Annotated in this window: 15 protein-coding genes and 1 pseudogene; 12 read left to right on the top strand and 4 right to left on the bottom strand. The window is 41.2% G+C overall.

Features of this window, described 5'->3' with window-relative positions; all coding sequences use genetic code 11:
* From AAZR93_RS14225 to AAZR93_RS14205, 5 genes are all read left to right on the top strand, one after another.
* A complete protein-coding gene (locus tag AAZR93_RS14225; protein ID WP_008915962.1) occupies window positions 1-354 on the top strand; it encodes a hypothetical protein in 354 nt (117 codons plus the stop codon).
* On the top strand, window positions 351-1,541 hold the full coding sequence (locus AAZR93_RS14220) for a baseplate J/gp47 family protein (protein ID WP_434720178.1): 1,191 nt from the start codon (window positions 351-353) through the stop codon (window positions 1,539-1,541). The genes AAZR93_RS14225 and AAZR93_RS14220 overlap by 4 nt, the downstream gene beginning before the upstream one ends.
* Window positions 1,541-2,182 (top strand): DUF2612 domain-containing protein, encoded by a 642-nt coding sequence (locus AAZR93_RS14215; RefSeq protein ID WP_434720177.1) that lies wholly within the window; start codon window positions 1,541-1,543, stop codon window positions 2,180-2,182. The genes AAZR93_RS14220 and AAZR93_RS14215 overlap by 1 nt, the downstream gene beginning before the upstream one ends.
* Window positions 2,179-3,204, top strand: coding sequence for a phage tail protein (locus tag AAZR93_RS14210; RefSeq protein WP_434720176.1), 1,026 nt, complete (start codon window positions 2,179-2,181; stop codon window positions 3,202-3,204). Before AAZR93_RS14215 ends, AAZR93_RS14210 begins: the two co-directional genes overlap by 4 nt.
* Window positions 3,205-3,273: 69 nt before the next feature.
* Window positions 3,274-5,085 (top strand): hypothetical protein, encoded by a 1,812-nt coding sequence (locus AAZR93_RS14205; protein ID WP_434720175.1) that lies wholly within the window; start codon window positions 3,274-3,276, stop codon window positions 5,083-5,085.
* Window positions 5,086-5,131: 46 nt separating this feature from the next.
* Here AAZR93_RS14205 and AAZR93_RS14200 read toward each other — a convergent pair whose 3' ends face one another.
* Complete coding sequence (locus AAZR93_RS14200) at window positions 5,132-5,854, bottom strand: GDSL-type esterase/lipase family protein (protein WP_434720174.1); 723 nt, start codon at window positions 5,852-5,854, stop codon at window positions 5,132-5,134.
* 456 nt (window positions 5,855-6,310) lie between these two features.
* Here AAZR93_RS14200 and surE point away from each other — a divergent pair, with 456 nt between their 5' ends.
* The 4 genes from surE to rpoS all read left to right on the top strand — a co-directional run bounded on the left by surE (window position 6,311) and on the right by rpoS (window position 10,101).
* Window positions 6,311-7,072, top strand: a complete 762-nt coding sequence (gene surE, locus AAZR93_RS14195; RefSeq protein WP_434720173.1) for a 5'/3'-nucleotidase SurE — start codon at window positions 6,311-6,313, stop codon at window positions 7,070-7,072.
* Entirely contained in the window at window positions 7,069-7,695 is a 627-nt protein-coding gene (locus AAZR93_RS14190) for a protein-L-isoaspartate(D-aspartate) O-methyltransferase (protein ID WP_294110187.1), read from the top strand. Before surE ends, AAZR93_RS14190 begins: the two co-directional genes overlap by 4 nt.
* Window positions 7,696-7,995: 300 nt before the next feature.
* The gene (gene nlpD / locus AAZR93_RS14185) at window positions 7,996-9,060 is read left to right on the top strand and encodes a murein hydrolase activator NlpD (protein WP_294110185.1); all 1,065 of its coding nucleotides are present in this window, start codon (window positions 7,996-7,998) and stop codon (window positions 9,058-9,060) included.
* A gap of 54 nt (window positions 9,061-9,114) precedes the next feature.
* A complete protein-coding gene (gene rpoS, locus AAZR93_RS14180) occupies window positions 9,115-10,101 on the top strand; it encodes an RNA polymerase sigma factor RpoS (protein WP_294351350.1) in 987 nt (328 codons plus the stop codon).
* Window positions 10,102-10,191: 90 nt separating this feature from the next.
* Here rpoS and miaE read toward each other — a convergent pair whose 3' ends face one another.
* On the bottom strand, window positions 10,192-10,971 hold the full coding sequence (gene miaE / locus AAZR93_RS14175) for a tRNA isopentenyl-2-thiomethyl-A-37 hydroxylase MiaE (RefSeq protein WP_434720172.1): 780 nt from the start codon (window positions 10,969-10,971) through the stop codon (window positions 10,192-10,194).
* A 1-nt stretch (window position 10,972) separates the two neighbouring features.
* Window positions 10,973-13,540: a DNA mismatch repair protein MutS gene (gene mutS, locus AAZR93_RS14170; protein WP_434720171.1), complete on the bottom strand. Its 2,568-nt coding sequence runs from the start codon at window positions 13,538-13,540 to the stop codon at window positions 10,973-10,975.
* Window positions 13,541-13,770: 230 nt separating this feature from the next.
* Between mutS and AAZR93_RS14165 the strand changes: the two genes are divergently transcribed.
* The 3 genes from AAZR93_RS14165 (at window position 13,771) to AAZR93_RS14155 (ending at window position 16,271) form a co-directional block, all read left to right on the top strand.
* Complete coding sequence (locus AAZR93_RS14165; protein ID WP_434720170.1) at window positions 13,771-14,064, top strand: Arm DNA-binding domain-containing protein; 294 nt, start codon at window positions 13,771-13,773, stop codon at window positions 14,062-14,064.
* 417 nt (window positions 14,065-14,481) lie between these two features.
* On the top strand, window positions 14,482-15,447 hold the full coding sequence (gene rlmF / locus AAZR93_RS14160) for a 23S rRNA (adenine(1618)-N(6))-methyltransferase RlmF (RefSeq protein WP_434720169.1): 966 nt from the start codon (window positions 14,482-14,484) through the stop codon (window positions 15,445-15,447).
* Between the two features lie 659 nt (window positions 15,448-16,106).
* Window positions 16,107-16,271, top strand: a complete 165-nt coding sequence (locus tag AAZR93_RS14155) for a hypothetical protein (protein ID WP_434720168.1) — start codon at window positions 16,107-16,109, stop codon at window positions 16,269-16,271.
* On the opposite strand, the pseudogene AAZR93_RS14150 reads toward AAZR93_RS14155, so the two are convergent.
* Window positions 16,268-16,438, bottom strand: a pseudogene (locus AAZR93_RS14150) (cell filamentation protein Fic); the annotation flags it as partial. The gene AAZR93_RS14155 and the pseudogene AAZR93_RS14150 overlap by 4 nt on opposite strands.
* Window positions 16,439-16,500: the final 62 nt, after the last annotated feature.

The following is a 16,500-nucleotide window of genomic DNA, read 5'->3' as shown; positions in this document are numbered from 1 at the left end:
ATGAAAACATTGTTTCTATTACCTGACACATGGGATTTAACCCTAGATGTGTCGGGGAATATTGCTATTGCCTCAGACCAGTACGCCATAGCCCAATCTGTTGCGAATAAGTGCCGGGTGTTTTTGAAAGATATGTATTTCTCGCAAGGTGAAGGCATTCCGTACCTTGAGGATATTTTAGGCAAGAACAGATATTCACTCTCGCTTTATCGCCAGTATTTAGAAGATGCTGCAATGTCGGTTGATGGCGTGGTAACAGCAAGAGCGATATTAAGCACAGCAAATGATCGCGTTGTCAGGGGGCAATTAATCTTCACTGACCAAACAGGCCGAGAAGGAGTAATAGGATTATGATCCCCAAGTTAGAAATAACGCAACAAGGTATTATTGCACCGACCACGCAAGAGGTTATTGATGGTCTATGGTCACTAATGAAAGGTGCTTTCGGTGAGAAGTTGAATGTGTCAATGGACACGCCGCAAGGTCAGTTAGTCACCACATTAGCCGCAATCATTACCGATGAGCGTAACCAGCTAATTGAGCTATTTAATCAATTCGACCCGCGATACGCTGACGGACAAATGCAGGATGCCATTGGCTATCTGTATTTCTTACAGCGCAAACAGGCGACAAAATCAGTTGCAGAATTAACATTTAATGGCCTATCAGGTGTGACTATACCCACAGGCTTTCAAATATTGGACGAAGCTGGCCTTTACTGGTCAACGACAGGTGAATCCAGAATAGGTGCTGATGGCTTAGCCACAGTTAACGCAAGCTGCAATACGGCAGGGATGATTTCAGCGCAGCCCAATACGATTAACCGAATCGTTAGAAATATAAGTGGACTTGATAGCGTGACAAATAACACTGCGGCGGTAATTGGCAGAAATGCAGAATCACGCCAAGAGTTTGAATTAAGGCGTGAGCAGTCGGTTGCTAAGAATGCGAAAAATACCAACGATGCAACTTATGGGGCTGTAAACAACATCAAAGATGTTATTGATTGCTACGTAGTTGATAACCCAAGCGATAACACAATAACAGTAGGCGTGACGAATTACGCGCTAATTAGAAACTCAATCGCTGTCTCAGTTGTTGGTGGTGATGATAACGAAATTGCCAAGCAGATATTAATCAAAGCGGGTACTGGATGCTCATTTGTTGGCAACACCACGGTTACTTATCAGGACACGGTTAATTTTCCATATTTACCGCCATCGTATGAAATTAAATTCATCAGGCCGACGCCTATACCGGTTCAATTTATCGTAACTTATCAGGATGCAACTAAAGTCACCTCACAAGAGAAAGAGGCGATTAAAAAAGCTATTTTGAATGAGTTCACTTCAGGGCGTGGTAAAGGCCAGATAGCCAAGCGTTTGATAGCAAGTGATTATGTTTGTTCAGTGTCAGGGATAAGCGCTAACAGAATGATAGATATTATGGTGTCGAGAGACTCAGGCGCACCAGTTACCTATCTTGATTTTGGTATAGATGAATACCCGGTACTGGCTGAAGATGACATAAGGATAGAGTGATGGAAAAAGTAGAGCAAACCTACCTTAGCGAATATGCCAACTCTCCCATTATCACCGAAATATTAAGCCAATGTAACGAGACTATAGACCCCCGAGAGGACATCAATCAGTTCTATCGAATGGTATTTAATATTCAAACAGCGCAAGGGTTCGGGCTTGATATATGGTCGAGAATAGTTGGCGTTAATCGTGCGCTATCAATTCCTAACCCTAACGAGAATTACTTTGGTTTTAGCGAAACAGATAAATATTTACCTTTTAACCAAGCCCCCTTTTACGGAGGTGGAGAAGGTGAATCAACATTTCAGATGGATGATACAACATTCAGAAATGCCATATTAACTAAAGCCTATTCAAATATTCTCTACGCAACCGCACCAAACATTAACGCATTCCTGAAAGTAGCCTTCAAATCTACACGCGCTTATTACCTAATTACTGGTCATATGGCAGCGACTTATGTTTTTGAAAACAGACTTTCTGAGATAGATAAAAATCTTATTTATCATCAAAACATACTGCCTAGACCATCTGGCGTAGGTATTTCTATTCAGGAACAAAACTTAGGTGATTTCTTCGGTTTCTATGGCTCAGGTTATCAGCCATTTAACCAAGCTCCATTTAAAGGTGACACCCAATGATCAACCCTAAATTAATCGTTGTTCCATTCGCAGCCGATGGACAAAAGGACGAAATACCCGTAACCCGAGATCCTACAATGCCGACTCAAAAGGCCACTTGGGATTTAGGCTTCCCTCCTGCAACTATGCTACCTGAATCAGCAGGAGGATTGCCACCAAGAGGGCTAGACTTTAACGGGATATTTAATCAGATATCCGAGATGTTAGTTCACTTCGCTAAAGGTGGGAGAATTAAGTTTTCAGAAAGTTATGCTGAAGAAATTGGCGGCTATCAAAAAGGGGCAATACTTCAATCTGACGACGAAACAAAAGACTATCAAAGCCTGATTGATGGCAACAAAGTTAATTTTAATACTGCATCATCAGCACAAATAAATGACTCATGGAAATTAATAAGCACTACGTCATTGGCTACTGATATTAGCAGTAAATTAGATAAGAAAGCCGTACTTCAAACTACAGGTAATTCTAAAACAGGGGTGATGAGTCAGGATGCTGTCACATCATCTCTTCCAAAACAGGCCACTACATCCATAAATGGAACGGTAACTTTAGTCTCATCGACTGGCCAATCAACCAGTAAGGTGATGACACAGAAGGCAGTAACGGATGCCATAGTAAGCTACTCAGTGCCTGTAGGGTCACCTATACCTTGGCCTCAAAGCTCACCCCCAGAAGGATATTTTTCTTGTAATGGGCAGGAATTTAATAAAACAGCATACCCGTTACTTGCTAAGGCATATCCTTCAGGGAAACTCCCCGATCTCAGGGGGGAGTTTATTAGAGGGCTTGACGCAGGTCGCGGTGTAGACCCAGGTAGATTGGTAGCATCGCCTCAGCTAGATGAATTCAAGAGGCATCAGCATTTGAATGGAGCAAAAGTTGGATATGATGGAGCAACGGGGTCAAACACCCGCGTTGTAAGTGATGGCGGTGCGGGAACATGGCTCACATCAGAGGTGGGAGGCACTGAAACTCGCCCACGCAACATTGCATTTTTATATATAGTAAAAGCAGCATAACAAATTCAAATCAAATAAGAAAAAACCACAAGCCAGCCTAACAAGCTGGCTTTTTTTATGGAAAAGACTATGCAAAACCCAAAACTAATACCAGTTCCCTTTGCCAATAGCGGCATAAAAGATGATATTCCTAAAGTTAAATCTACTTCGATGTCAGATGAGAAAGCGTCATGGGAAACTGGCTTTCCAGAAGCAACTATGCTGCCAGTTTATGCAGGAGGGTTGCCTCCTGATGGAAGGGATGTCAACGGCGTGCTTAACCAGATATCCGAAAATTTAGTGTTCCAAAGCAAAGGAGGTCGATACAAGTTTGATCCTGATTTTGCTCTATCAATTGGTGGTTACCCAAAAGGCGCTACGCTCCAGTCTAATGATGAGTCAGCAGAATATCAGAGTTTGATCGATGATAACCTAGTCAACTTTAATACGGCAACACCAGAAGAAATTGCTCAATCTTGGCGCATCACTGGCATTGGTGACGCCACCGAAGTGCTTAACAGTAAATTCGACAAGGCATCAGTTAAGAATGAATTAGGCTTATCCACGACGGAAGTGGTTAGTCAGAAAGTGGTGACTGAGCTTGGTTCAGGAATTGTTGGTAGCTTCGAGAGTGGATTGAATTTCATCGAAGAATTAACAAACAGTGATCAGCAAGTAACGTTAGAAAATGAATTTGGTAAGCAAACTTATTGCTGGACAGGTAATTTCCCCAAGAAAGTTACAGCAGGCTCAACACCTGAATCTACTGGCGGCATAGAAAAAGGAGCGTGGGTTAGGGTGTCGGGTACTGACTACTCCCTGCTTGCTGTAAAGACGCTTGACTTGAATGTTTTTGACAATGGGCAGCTTAGAATAGGAACAATGCCACCTTCACCCGCTGTTGGTGGCGAGAGGGATACTCTATTGTTGACAAGGGATATCCAAGGAGAATCTGATAGACATGGATTTAGAGATGAATCTGTGTTAAGTAACATTACAGACCATGGAACTTACGGAACATTTGATGCCGCTGTAATTTATCGCGGAGATAATTTCTACGGACACAATTTTTCATTTCAAGACCGCTTTAGATATCAAGGTTCAGGTGGTGTTAAATTACATGGTGGGCTACTTTCAGCACCAAACTACAGCGGCACTGGCATAATTTACGAAAGAAATGGGCTTAGAATTCAAGAATATGACGGCACGTCAGTAGTAAATACACAAATCGCTATAAAGATAGATGCGCTAGATAAAGCAAAATCAAATTACACTTTGGTATCCGACAGCCCAAAAGCAAGCATGTTACATACAGGTGTTGCTATATATGGATATCCAAAGAAGGCTCCTAATTTTACAGAAGGATTGGTGTATCAAGGTAACTGGCTTGTTGGTGGTAAGCAGACAGGCATCCGGTCAGAGGGATCAGCTAATAAAGCTTGTTTTGAATCATATAAAGCGTTTTCAGCAAAGCTACAAACCACACCAGAAGCCAATGTTCCAGACTTGATTGGATATGATGTTAATACTGGCGGCGCTGCAAACAACGCTAGCGTTTCTCGTATAGTTGGATTTAACTTCACTGAATATAATCAAATAGCACTTAGTGTGAGAGGAATTCAGTTAGCAGTCAATGCAGAGGAAGGTAAAAATAATTGGCAAATTTTTGTTGCTGGAACAGCACCAAATTGGATAAATAGCAGGACTGGGTTTGGCGTTGACAATGAAGCCAGAGCACCTAAAGCAAGAGTTGATATTCAGGGCAGCACTGAAACTGAAGCTCAACTTAGATTGAGAGAAGGTGTGCTTACAGCTAATCCGCTCAATGGATTTATTGAGTTTAATGGGAGTGATTTATATATAACAATAAAAGGGATTAGGAAAAAATTTGTTCTCGAGTGACGCTGAAAAGGCGACATCTGATGATGTCGCCCAAGAAAATAGAAATTTAATGCTCTAGGGAATTGTTGACATAATCCTTTATCTGAGAAATCCAAGCGTAGTATCCATCTCCGTTGAGGTGAATGCCATCTAGAGTATACTTTTCAATCAAACTGCCATCAATTGCCATGCCTTTATTAATATCTATAAACTCACACTGGATGGTTTTAAAGCAGAATTCACTTAATGCTAAGTTTAGTTTCTTTATTTTGTCATTTAATTCATCACCCCTTCTAGTGAGCAATGTTGATTGAATGTAAATTTTTACGTTGTTATTATTCAGGTGTGTTATCAGTTTTTTGTATGAGTTAAAAACTGACGCAACATCATAGCCCATAACATTAAAGTCATTCACCCCACCCATGATAAATACAGTTTTCGCGTGAGTGTTTGTAATATAGGTTGGATCTTTACTTATATTTGTAATTGTATTCCAACCAACGCCTAAATTCACGATGTCATCGCTCTTGAAAATTTCATACCACTCAGAACCATTAGTGAGACTATCACCTACGAAGGCAACCTTACCTTGAGGGTTGAACCTGTTAAAAAAAGACATTTTCTCTTTAATATAGTTATCACCTGGGTTTTTTGCTTCATTTTTTGAGAAGTGTTCTTTTACATTAAGAACTGTTTCGAATGGTGGTAGCTTTAAATGATAGGAAATAAAACCTAGGGAATATGAAAGCAGCATAAGAACTATAGCTAGTAATATGTGTTTTTTTTTCAAGATAAACCTCACTGCAAAGAAATATAATATTTAATGTTATCAAATGCCGATATTAGCAGTAAACAGGGGAGGATTCGCATAAAAAATAAATTTTGTATTAACTTATGCACTTCGGTCGGTTTTTGTTATTTTTAACAGACATTTACTTTGTCTTTATCTTCTTTCGATAGTTCTGCGAGATTGTGCATGATGGTTTTCTGTGGTGAATGAATGGCCGGAGTATAGCACGGAGGGAAAATCACCGTGACGAGCTGTGCCGAAATTGTGACACAAAAATGAGGGTAGGGTGACTTAACATAGCAAGCTAGCCTAATCACATAATAGTGTTATATCATAAACGTGGCGCTGATAAATTTTGGCGCTATTTTATGGGTCACTAAAAGTTTTCAGGACAATACGCAGGACAATATCCTTGCACTCAAAAATAAACTTCAAAAATATCAAAGGATAATGTCGATGCTAAAGATTTTATTGAGTAATGACGACGGTGTTACTGCACCAGGAATTCAAACATTAGCGGCGGCGCTACGTCAACATTATCATGTTCAGGTGATCGCCCCTGATCGCAATCGTAGCGGTGCATCTAATGCATTGACATTAGATAAACCACTTAAAATTCAAACGTTAAGTAATGGGGATCTTTCTGTTTTAGAAGGAACACCAACAGATTGCGTTTATATTGGTGTGAATAAAGTGGTTCGCCCTCGACCTGACATTGTGGTTTCAGGTATTAACTGTGGCCCTAATTTGGGCGATGATGTTATTTACTCGGGAACGGTGGCAGCGGCAACGGAAGGGCGTCATTTAGGATTGCCTTCTATTGCGGTTTCGTTAGATGGTGAAATTCATTATGAAACTGCCGCTAAAGTCACTTGTGATATTTTAGCCATGTTGCAGAAAAATCCGTTGCGTGCAGGCAATATTCTCAATATTAATGTACCTGATGTGCCTTATGACGAGATTAAGGGCATAAAAGTGACGCATTGTGGTAGTCGCCATGCAGCATCAGAAGTGTATAATCTTGAAGATCCAAAAGGTAATATGCTCTATTGGCTGGGGCCTGTTGGCGAAATTCGAGATGCAGGGCCGGGTACTGACTTTGAAGCGGTACAACAGGGTTATGTTTCAATCACACCACTGCAAGTCGATTTGACGGCATATAAGGCGCATTCGTTAATTGAAGAGTGGCTGGGAAAATCAGGAGTGACGGTAAAATGAAAACAGGGCTCATGAAAGATCTTTTGGCACAACTGCGCCAACAGGGAATTCACGATGAGCGCCTATTAGATGCGATATCACAAGTTCCTCGTGAACGGTTTGTTGATGAAGCTCTATCTCATAAAGCCTATGATAATATTCCATTACCTATTGGTCATGGGCAAACTATTTCTCAACCTTATATTGTTGCGAAAATGACGGCATTACTTGCATTAATGCCTAATGATCAAGTGCTTGAAATTGGGACTGGGTCAGGATATCAAACCGCCGTACTTGCGCATTTAGCCCACCATGTATTTTCTGTTGAGCGTGTTAAAAGCTTACAATGGACGGCTAAGCGTCGTTTAAAACAGCTTGATTTGCATAATGTTTCGACTCGTCATGGTGATGGGTGGGAAGGATGGCAATCCAAAGGCCCTTTTGATGCCATTATTGTAACGGCTGCACCGAATGAAATTCCTAAATTATTGCTAAATCAGCTGAAAGACGGTGGTCGTTTAGTTTTACCGGTAGGCGATAAAGAGCAAGCTTTAAAATTGATTACACGTCGCGGAAATGATTATCACAGTAATGTGATTGAAAAAGTACGTTTCGTTCCTCTTATCGCTGGCGATTTAATCTAGCGTATCCTCATTATTTGGGTTTGTCGTATTTTTAGGTTTAACTCGAAAAAAAGTAATCCTAAAAGTTAAACAAACTCACATCAGCAGCAAAACTAGTCTAAATATGCTACTTTAGCTGTCTTAAATTGAACTATTTGGCTAAATTATTGAGTCATAATCTCAAATTGTTATATTTTTGATATATTTAACTTGTTCATTATTTTGTATTTCTGCTTTAATAAGCAAAATATTTTAAGAATCTCTATGCTGCTGACATGAGCTTAAATGTCACATCAGATTTTTCTTCTTGGGAGAAGATGCATGAAAATTGTTAGCCCTATAAGCAGAGCTCGATGGGCAGTGATCTTTTCATTTAGTGGAGTTTTATTAGCTGGGTGTTCAACCCCATATCATACTGCTGCGCCAATTTCGAGTGTGAATGACGGGCAATCTAGCCAACAGACCGCTCAAAGAACGAGCGTTAATACGACGTCGAACACGGGTATGAGTACGGCAATGCCTTCTTCTCGACCTAATCTGTCGAGCAATACTCAATCAGTTAATAGGGCATCAAGCCAAATCAATACCTCGACTGATGGACGCATTGTCTATAACCGTGATTATGGCAGTATTCCTAAAGGAAGTTATAACGGTAATAGCTATACCGTTCAGCGCGGTGATACTTTATTTTACATCGCTTATATAACTGGTAATGATTTCCGAGAGTTAGCATCTAAAAACGGTATTGCAGAGCCTTATAGTTTGAATGTCGGGCAAGTTATCAATATTGGTAACACAAATGTGAACTCGAACACTCAAATCGCCTCAAATTCATCAAATAGTCATCAGCAAGCGGTTGATCTTCGAACAACTAATGAGTATCCTGAAAATAGTGGTGGTCAAACTTCAGGTAAAATGTTGCCGAATAATAAGAAACCTGCAACGCAAGTTTCAACGACAACAAATAACACGACGACTACTGCTTCAACAGCAGCAAGTAGCACTAATAATTCGTCAATAAAATGGCGTTGGCCGGCTGATGGGAAAATGATTGAAGGTTTCTCTGATGCACAAGGCGGGAATAAGGGCGTCGATATCGCAGGTTCTCGTGGTCAAGCTGTTCTTGCTTCTGCTCCAGGAAAAGTCGTTTATGCAGGTAATGCACTGCGTGGATATGGAAATCTCATAATAATAAAGCATAACGATGACTACTTAAGTGCTTACGCACATAACGATACGTTGCTGGTGCGCGATCAACAGGATGTTACTGAGGGTCAAAAAATAGCGACGATGGGTAGTACTGGCACAAGCTCAGTCAGATTACATTTTGAAATTCGTTACAAGGGAAAATCAGTAAACCCGTTGCGTTACTTACCGCAACGATAAACTGGGCAGAGTGCTTTGACATTCTGTCCGCATTATCTAGGGTAGGAGTCACTGATGAGCCAAAGTTCACTGAAAGTTAACGAGTTATACAATGACCTCGATGAAAGTAATGCGGATGATGCTTTTGACGAGAGTCAGTTTAAAGAAGAGGATCTGATTTCTGAGCTAGAAGATGAAATGGATTTACACCAGAGCACGACTTTACGTGTTTTGGATGCGACCCAAATTTATCTCAGTGAAATTGGATTCTCTCCGCTCTTGACAGCTGAGGAAGAAGTTTTCTATGCCCGAAGGGCCTTACGCGGTGATATTCCATCACGTCAGCGTATGATAGAAAGTAATCTTCGTTTAGTTGTAAAAATATCTCGTCGTTATAATAACCGAGGACTTGCCTTACTTGATTTGATTGAGGAAGGGAATCTTGGGTTGATACGTGCTGTCGAAAAATTCGATCCAGAAAAGGGATTTCGTTTTTCGACTTATGCAACTTGGTGGATACGTCAAACCATCGAGCGTGCGATCATGAATCAGACCCGAACTATTCGTCTTCCAATTCATATCGTAAAAGAACTTAATATTTACCTTCGAACTGCTCGTGAATTAGCTCAAAAGTTAGATCATGAACCGAGTCCTGAGGAAATCGCACAGCAGCTAGATAAACCTGTTGAAGACGTTAGCCGTATGTTGCGTCTGAATGAACGTATCACCTCGGTTGATACGCCAGTTGCAGGGGATTCAGAAAAGTCGTTGCTTGAGATTTTATCTGATGAAAATGACTCAGGTCCAGAAAATACAATTCAAGACAATGATTTAAAAGATAATATTGTTAAATGGTTATTTGAACTGAATCCAAAACAACGAGAAGTTTTAGCACGTCGTTTTGGGCTTTTAGGTTATGAAGCTGAAACTTTAGAAGAGGTTGGGCGCGAAATTGGGCTCACTCGTGAAAGAGTTCGACAAATTCAGGTTGAAGGTTTAAGGCGTCTGAAAGACATATTGCATAATGAAGAATTAACATTGGAATCATTATTCAATTTGTAGGATGCTTTTTAGAAATTAAAAGTCCCCGTTGTTATATTAACTGCGGGGACTTATTTTTACTTAATTACTTTATCTTACTTATTTTATTGCCTAATTTCCGATATTAATTTCAATAGGTACACCACTGTGAAATTTAAAGTCACTATCAGGTGTCGAAATTAACTCTGCTTCGATAACTCCGAAATAATGCACTCGCTCAGTAATATCCTGCTTATTAATTAATTGAGCTAATTGTAAATAATCTTGGTAATGGCGTGCTTCTGAGCGTAATAACGAAGTGTAAAAATCAGCGAGCTTCTCATCTAAAAATGGGGCTAATTTTGCAAATCGTTCACAGGATCGAGCTTCTATATAGGCACCAATAATTAGTTTATCAACCAATGTACTTGGGTCATGAGGACTAATATGACTAAATAACCCTTTAGCATAACGTCCAGCGGTTATGCCGTCATAGGGAATATTTCGTTCATGCATTATCTCCAACACTTGGTAAAAGTGATGTAATTCTTCTTTAATTAATAACACCATTTTATCAATCAGATCTTGGCTATAGGCCGACTGCTTTCTTGCGAGTATTTGTTTTGAGATCTGGTTTTTATTTCTTAATGTATTAACGTCACCAATTTTGTCATAAGCAAATGATTCATAAGGTTTAAACCATTCAAGTAATACCGCAGCGCTATCTTTATCTACCGCATATTTACGAATTAAAAACATCGCACTCTGGGCTGCTTTAAGCTCACATAAAAGATGATCTTTTAAAATAATGGGTAAGTTTTCGGGACGGCTAGCTTTAAACACCCATGAATCAGGCGTTTCACAGTGTAAAAAGTGCCTGATTGGCGCTAATAATTCAGCGTACTCATCCATATTACTTATTCATTTCCTTTAAACGATAGAGCCAATCAAGCGCTTGGCGTGGTGTTAGTTTATCGGGATCAATTTCATCTAAAGTGGTGATTACCGGAGACGGCTCTTCTTCTTTGGTGGTTAAGAAACTTAATTGTGCGCTATCAACATGGCTTGTATTTGCACTACTAGAAATAATTTCGAGTTCTTTGAGTTTTTGTTTTGCGCGTTTTATGACTTCTTTTGGTACACCTGCAAGTGAAGCAACGGCTAAACCATAGCTTTTACTTGCTGCGCCTTCTTGGACATTATGCATAAAGGCAATAGTATCGCCGTGCTCAATCGCATCGAGGTGAATATTGACAGCGCCTTCCAATTTTTCTGGTAAGGTGGTTAATTCAAAATAGTGAGTAGCAAATAAAGTCATCGCTTTGATACGATTAACTAAATTTTCAGCACAAGCCCAAGCAAGCGATAGGCCATCATAAGTTGATGTTCCTCGACCAATTTCATCCATCAATACCAAACTGTGTTCAGTGGCATTGTGCAAAATATTTGCGGTTTCTGTCATCTCGACCATAAACGTTGAGCGCCCAGAGGCAAGATCGTCAGAAGCACCTACGCGGGTAAATATGCGGTCAATAGGGCCAATAATAGCTTTGCTTGCTGGCACAAAACTACCAATGTAAGCCAATAGCGCAATCAATGCAGTTTGACGCATATAAGTACTTTTACCCCCCATATTTGGTCCTGTAATGATCAAAAGGCGGCGTTGTGGCGATAAAGATAATGGATTAGAAATAAACGGTTCACTAAGGACTTGTTCAACCACCGGATGACGGCCTTCGGTGATTTGAATACCAGGCTTATCAGTGAGTTGTGGGCAGGCGTAACCGAGCGTTTCAGCTCTTTCGGCAAGATTAGCGAGCACATCAAGTTCAGCAAGTGCTTCGGCGCTGGTTTGTAGTGCGGCTAAATGTGGTAGCAGCATATCAAATAGGGCATCATAAAGCGCTTTTTCAATGGCTAATGCTTTTCCTTTTGAGGTTAATACCTTATCTTCATGTTCTTTTAATTCAGGAATAATATAGCGTTCAGCATTTTTCAATGTTTGACGACGTACATAGTGAATTGGTGTTAAGTGACTTTGTCCTCGGCTGACTTGAATATAGTAGCCATGTATGGCGTTATAGCCGACTTTTAAAGTGTCTATCCCTAAATTTTCTCTTTCACGAATTTCCAGCTTATCAAGATAATCGGTAGCGCCATCAGCCAGTGCTCGCCATTCATCTAACTCACTGTTGTAGCCCGGCGCAATGACACCGCCGTCTCGAATTAATACCGGTGGCGCATCAATAATTGCGTTTTCAAGTAATGCTTGTAGTTCATCAAATTGACCAATTCGGCTTTGTAATTCTTGTAAGTAGGTGCTGTTCGATTGGCCTAAAATTTGATGAATATCGTGATATTGCTGAAAAGCATGACGCATGCGAGTTAGGTCACGAGGACGAGCGGAACGTAGTGCAAGACGTGCAAGAACGCGCTCTAGGTCGCCAATCTGGCGCAAGAAAGGTTGTAATTCAGAACCCTGTTCTTGTAAGGCACCGATAGCTTGTTGGCGGTTATTGAGTATTTGAGTATTACGCAGCGGTGTATGGATCCAGCGTTTTAACATGCGGCTACCCATTGGGGTTACGCACATGTCTAATATTGACGCGAGGGTGTTTTCTGTTCCTCCCGCCAAATTTTGGGTTAATTCTAAATTACGGCGCGTGGTCGCATCTAGAATGACATTATCATTTTGTTTTTCCATGATAATGCTACGAATATGGGGCAGTGAAGTTCGCTGGGTATCTTTGACGTATTGTAATAGACAACCCGCTGCTCTAAGGGCTCTATTTGCATTTTCTACACCAAAACCAATTAAGTCTTTGGTGCCAAATTGTAAGCCAAGCTGTTGTTTAGCCGTATCGAGCTCATATTCCCATAATGGTCGACGTCTCAACCCTTTGCCGCGCTCTATTAATGGCATACTCGCAAAGTCTTCTGGGTAGAGAAGTTCAGCGGGGCGGGTACGCTGCAACTGTGCTTGCAATGCTTCTTCATCGGCAATTTCGCTAATAATGAAACGACCTGAGGTAATGTCTAAAGTGGCAAATCCATAGCCTTGAGCGTCTTGCCAAATCGCTGCTAATAAGTTGTCTTGTCGTTCATTTAATAAGGCTTCATCGGTAATGGTGCCTGGGGTGACGATCCGTACAACTTGGCGCTCTACGGGACCTTTGCTGGTGGCAGGATCTCCAATTTGTTCACAGATAGCGACGGATTCACCTTGTTGGACTAATTTGGCCAGATAATTTTCAGCTGCATGGTAGGGGATCCCCGCCATCGGAATGGGTTGGCCTGCTGATTGACCTCGTTTAGTTAGCGTAATATCAAGTAGCTGTGATGCTTTTTTAGCATCATCAAAAAATAATTCGTAAAAATCACCCATACGATAAAACAGTAGTATGTCTGAATGTTGTGCTTTTAGTTTTAAGTACTGCTGCATCATTGGGGTGTGTGATTCTAAATTCCGGTTGTCTGTCATAAGGTTATCTATCTTAACTTATTGAATTTGTTTACTTCTGTGTTTCTTTGTTGTCTCATGTAATAACATGATGTCTTATGAAATATCACAGAATCTCATATAAAAGTGTAGGTTAAAGTGTAGGTTGTTGATGGTGGCATGGTATAATGAGCATAACAAAACTAGCAACCTACACTTTTTACTAAAAATCGTTAATTATCTTATAGTCAGCGCTAAACAAGGTAATACCTATGAACCCAAAAACACAATCTAAGCCCTTATCAGCGAAAGGCATTGAAGCGATGAAACCTAACTGTGATGTTAGGACTGATACAGGCGAAAACACAGGTTTACGTGTATTTTGTGGTGCGACTGGTATTAAGACATTTATTTATCAATATAGTAGCCCAGTTGCACATAAACTTGTACAGATAAAAATCGGTAATTTTCCTCAAATATCGTTGAGTGAAGCAAGAGTTAAGCTACAAGAATTAAAACAATTCTTTTGTATCACTAAATCGATATGTTCTGACCTTCTGCTTTAATCAAACAGGACACTTTAATAATGGAATATAATCCAATTATGTGCAGATATTATTAGTTGGACGATTTACATTTTGTGTTAGTTGTTCCATGTTTGGCGTTAATGTATTCAATTTGGTCAAATCAGCTTATTGAATCTTACATCTAGGCAGTTTATTGCTTAAAACGGACGGTATATATCCTTATTCATTCAAGCACTCAGCCAGTCGGGTCACATACTGATGTATGTTCCCTGTCTATCTTCCCTTGCCGCCTTCCTGCATCTTGAATGACGTTGGGTATAAAGAGCAGGGCATTCCGGCATAAACTCTGAATGCAGGCTTAAGACGGTTTCATCCCGAGCTGTTAGCTGCAACTTGAAAGCTATAGGGTATATGGTATCGTACGCGTCAGAAATACCTTTAAGAGAGCCCTTCACGGTGGAAAAAAAGAAAACCTTCCTGCAGCAGAAAAGCGGCTTGCACCCGCGTAACCGTCATCGCTCACGCTATGATTTCCCGGCGCTGATCGCCAGTTGCCCTGCACTGGAGCCGTTCGTCAAGCCGAACGCTTGGGGCGACATCTCGGTAGATTTTGCCGATCCTGCGGCGGTTAAAATGCTCAACCGTGCGTTGCTGCAACATTTTTATGGCATCGAACACTGGGACATTCCCGCCGATTATCTGTGCCCGCCGATCCCCGGGCGTGCCGACTATTTACACCATCTGGCCGACCTACTGGCGACCAGCAACGGCGGTGAGATCCCTCGCGGTAAAGGCGTGGCGATCCTTGATGTGGGTGTTGGCGCCAACTGTATTTATCCGATTATTGGCCTGCGTGAATACGGCTGGCGTTTTACTGGTTCGGAGATTGATCCGGTATCGCTCAATACGGCCAAAATGATCGTGGATATGAATCCGACACTGAGAAACGGCGTGCGCCTGCGTTTACAAAAACAACCCGAATTTATTTTTAACGGCATCATCGGCGTGGCGGAGAAATTTGATGCCACATTGTGTAATCCACCGTTTCACAGCTCTGAACAGGAAGCGCAAGCCAGCACCCGCCGCAAACTGCACAAGCTGGGTAAAGGCGAGGTAGCCGACAAGCCGGTACAGAACTTTGGCGGCAAAAATAAAGAGCTATGGTGTGAAGGCGGTGAAGAAGCCTTTGTGCGTAAAATGGTAGAGGAGAGCGTTAGCCTGGCGCAAAACTGCCTGTGGTTTACCTCGTTGATTTCTAAAAACACTACCTTGCCTTCTATTTATCACGCGTTGAAGCTGGTGGGTGCGGCCGAAGTCCGTACCATTGAAATGGCGCAGGGGCAAAAAATCAGTCGCTTCGTGGCCTGGACTTTCCACGACGCACAACAGCAGGTCGCCTGGGCGACAGAACGCTGGCGTTAATTTCCCTGGTGCCGGTTATTTAACCGGCACCGATAAAATTTCGCATTTCCCTTTCAATTTCTGCATGTTGCGTTATTCTCAATATGTCTTCCAATACTAAAAATCTTAAAAAAGTTATTTATTCAAAATACAATAGTTACCTTACTTAATTGATATTTTAATCTGGTATATATACCCAACGTAATTCAAGCTGCAGGCTGAGCGCAGCCAACGAACCTGCGGTTTGAATGAATAAGGGTATATGATCACATTATAAACACATAAAGGAAGATGCATGGTTCGGAGGAAATCATTCAGGATTGGAATGATGCAAGGAGCAGCTTGTTTGAGTATACATCCCATGAGTCTCCTTTCCTCCCTCCTGTTTTAAATGACTGGCAGAACTAGCAGCCTCATAATGTCGCAGTACTCACTGCGGCATTATTCATCGAATCCGTTTCTGCTAATAAAATCTATCGTACTTGAAGAGGATCGGAAGTAATTTACGGTCAAGCAGCTTAGCCAGCCCCCATTTATTGGTATTCAGCTCGGTTAATTCAAATACTTAATTTCCTTAGAGCTTGGAGATATAAATATATTTAGCTTGTACGATGTGAGCTGTCTTGCCATATAAATTAATGATAAAAAATGCACTATCGTCACTTTGAAGCGAGGTTACTATGAACAAGAGTGAATTAACTCAAGCAACAAAACCCACTCGTACTCAACTCATTCGTGCGGTGATAACCTCTACGGCGATTGAAACAGGGCAGGAACCTCGTCGTCTTGAAGAAGAGATGAAATCTAAGCGTGAGAAATTCGGGCACTTGAAACTGGCTATCTAGTTCGCTTTCGAGGCTTCATTAACCCAATATTTCATTGGTTCATAGTTAAGATTTAACCCTGTGTGGATTGCTGCAATATACTGCTCGGGGTGATGAGTTCAATTTTCGTAGTCTAACGGCTAGAAATCAGCTTGTACCGCTATCATATCAGCTAGTAAGCGTAGTAAACCAGATTGGAACCTTCTGACTCGAGTGCTTCGAGAGGTTGGGGATAAGAATGACATCTTTG

It is taken from the genome of Providencia sp. Je.9.19, from assembly GCF_051129765.1.
In the GTDB taxonomy this organism is placed as follows: domain Bacteria; phylum Pseudomonadota; class Gammaproteobacteria; order Enterobacterales; family Enterobacteriaceae; genus Providencia.
The sequence above is the reverse complement of the archived record's forward strand: the minus strand, read 5'-3'. Positions and strand labels throughout refer to the sequence as shown.

Coding starts and splice junctions, on each gene's coding strand:
- AAZR93_RS14225 (WP_008915962.1), top strand. CDS start 1: ATGAAAACATTGTTTCTATTACCTGACACATGGGATTTAACCCTAGAT.
- AAZR93_RS14220 (WP_434720178.1), top strand. CDS start 351: ATGATCCCCAAGTTAGAAATAACGCAACAAGGTATTATTGCACCGACC.
- AAZR93_RS14215 (WP_434720177.1), top strand. CDS start 1,541: ATGGAAAAAGTAGAGCAAACCTACCTTAGCGAATATGCCAACTCTCCC.
- AAZR93_RS14210 (WP_434720176.1), top strand. CDS start 2,179: ATGATCAACCCTAAATTAATCGTTGTTCCATTCGCAGCCGATGGACAA.
- AAZR93_RS14205 (WP_434720175.1), top strand. CDS start 3,274: ATGCAAAACCCAAAACTAATACCAGTTCCCTTTGCCAATAGCGGCATA.
- surE (WP_434720173.1), top strand. CDS start 6,311: ATGCTAAAGATTTTATTGAGTAATGACGACGGTGTTACTGCACCAGGA.
- AAZR93_RS14190 (WP_294110187.1), top strand. CDS start 7,069: ATGAAAACAGGGCTCATGAAAGATCTTTTGGCACAACTGCGCCAACAG.
- nlpD (WP_294110185.1), top strand. CDS start 7,996: ATGAAAATTGTTAGCCCTATAAGCAGAGCTCGATGGGCAGTGATCTTT.
- rpoS (WP_294351350.1), top strand. CDS start 9,115: ATGAGCCAAAGTTCACTGAAAGTTAACGAGTTATACAATGACCTCGAT.
- miaE (WP_434720172.1), bottom strand. CDS start 10,971: ATGGATGAGTACGCTGAATTATTAGCGCCAATCAGGCACTTTTTACAC.
- mutS (WP_434720171.1), bottom strand. CDS start 13,540: ATGACAGACAACCGGAATTTAGAATCACACACCCCAATGATGCAGCAG.
- AAZR93_RS14165 (WP_434720170.1), top strand. CDS start 13,771: ATGAACCCAAAAACACAATCTAAGCCCTTATCAGCGAAAGGCATTGAA.
- AAZR93_RS14155 (WP_434720168.1), top strand. CDS start 16,107: ATGAACAAGAGTGAATTAACTCAAGCAACAAAACCCACTCGTACTCAA.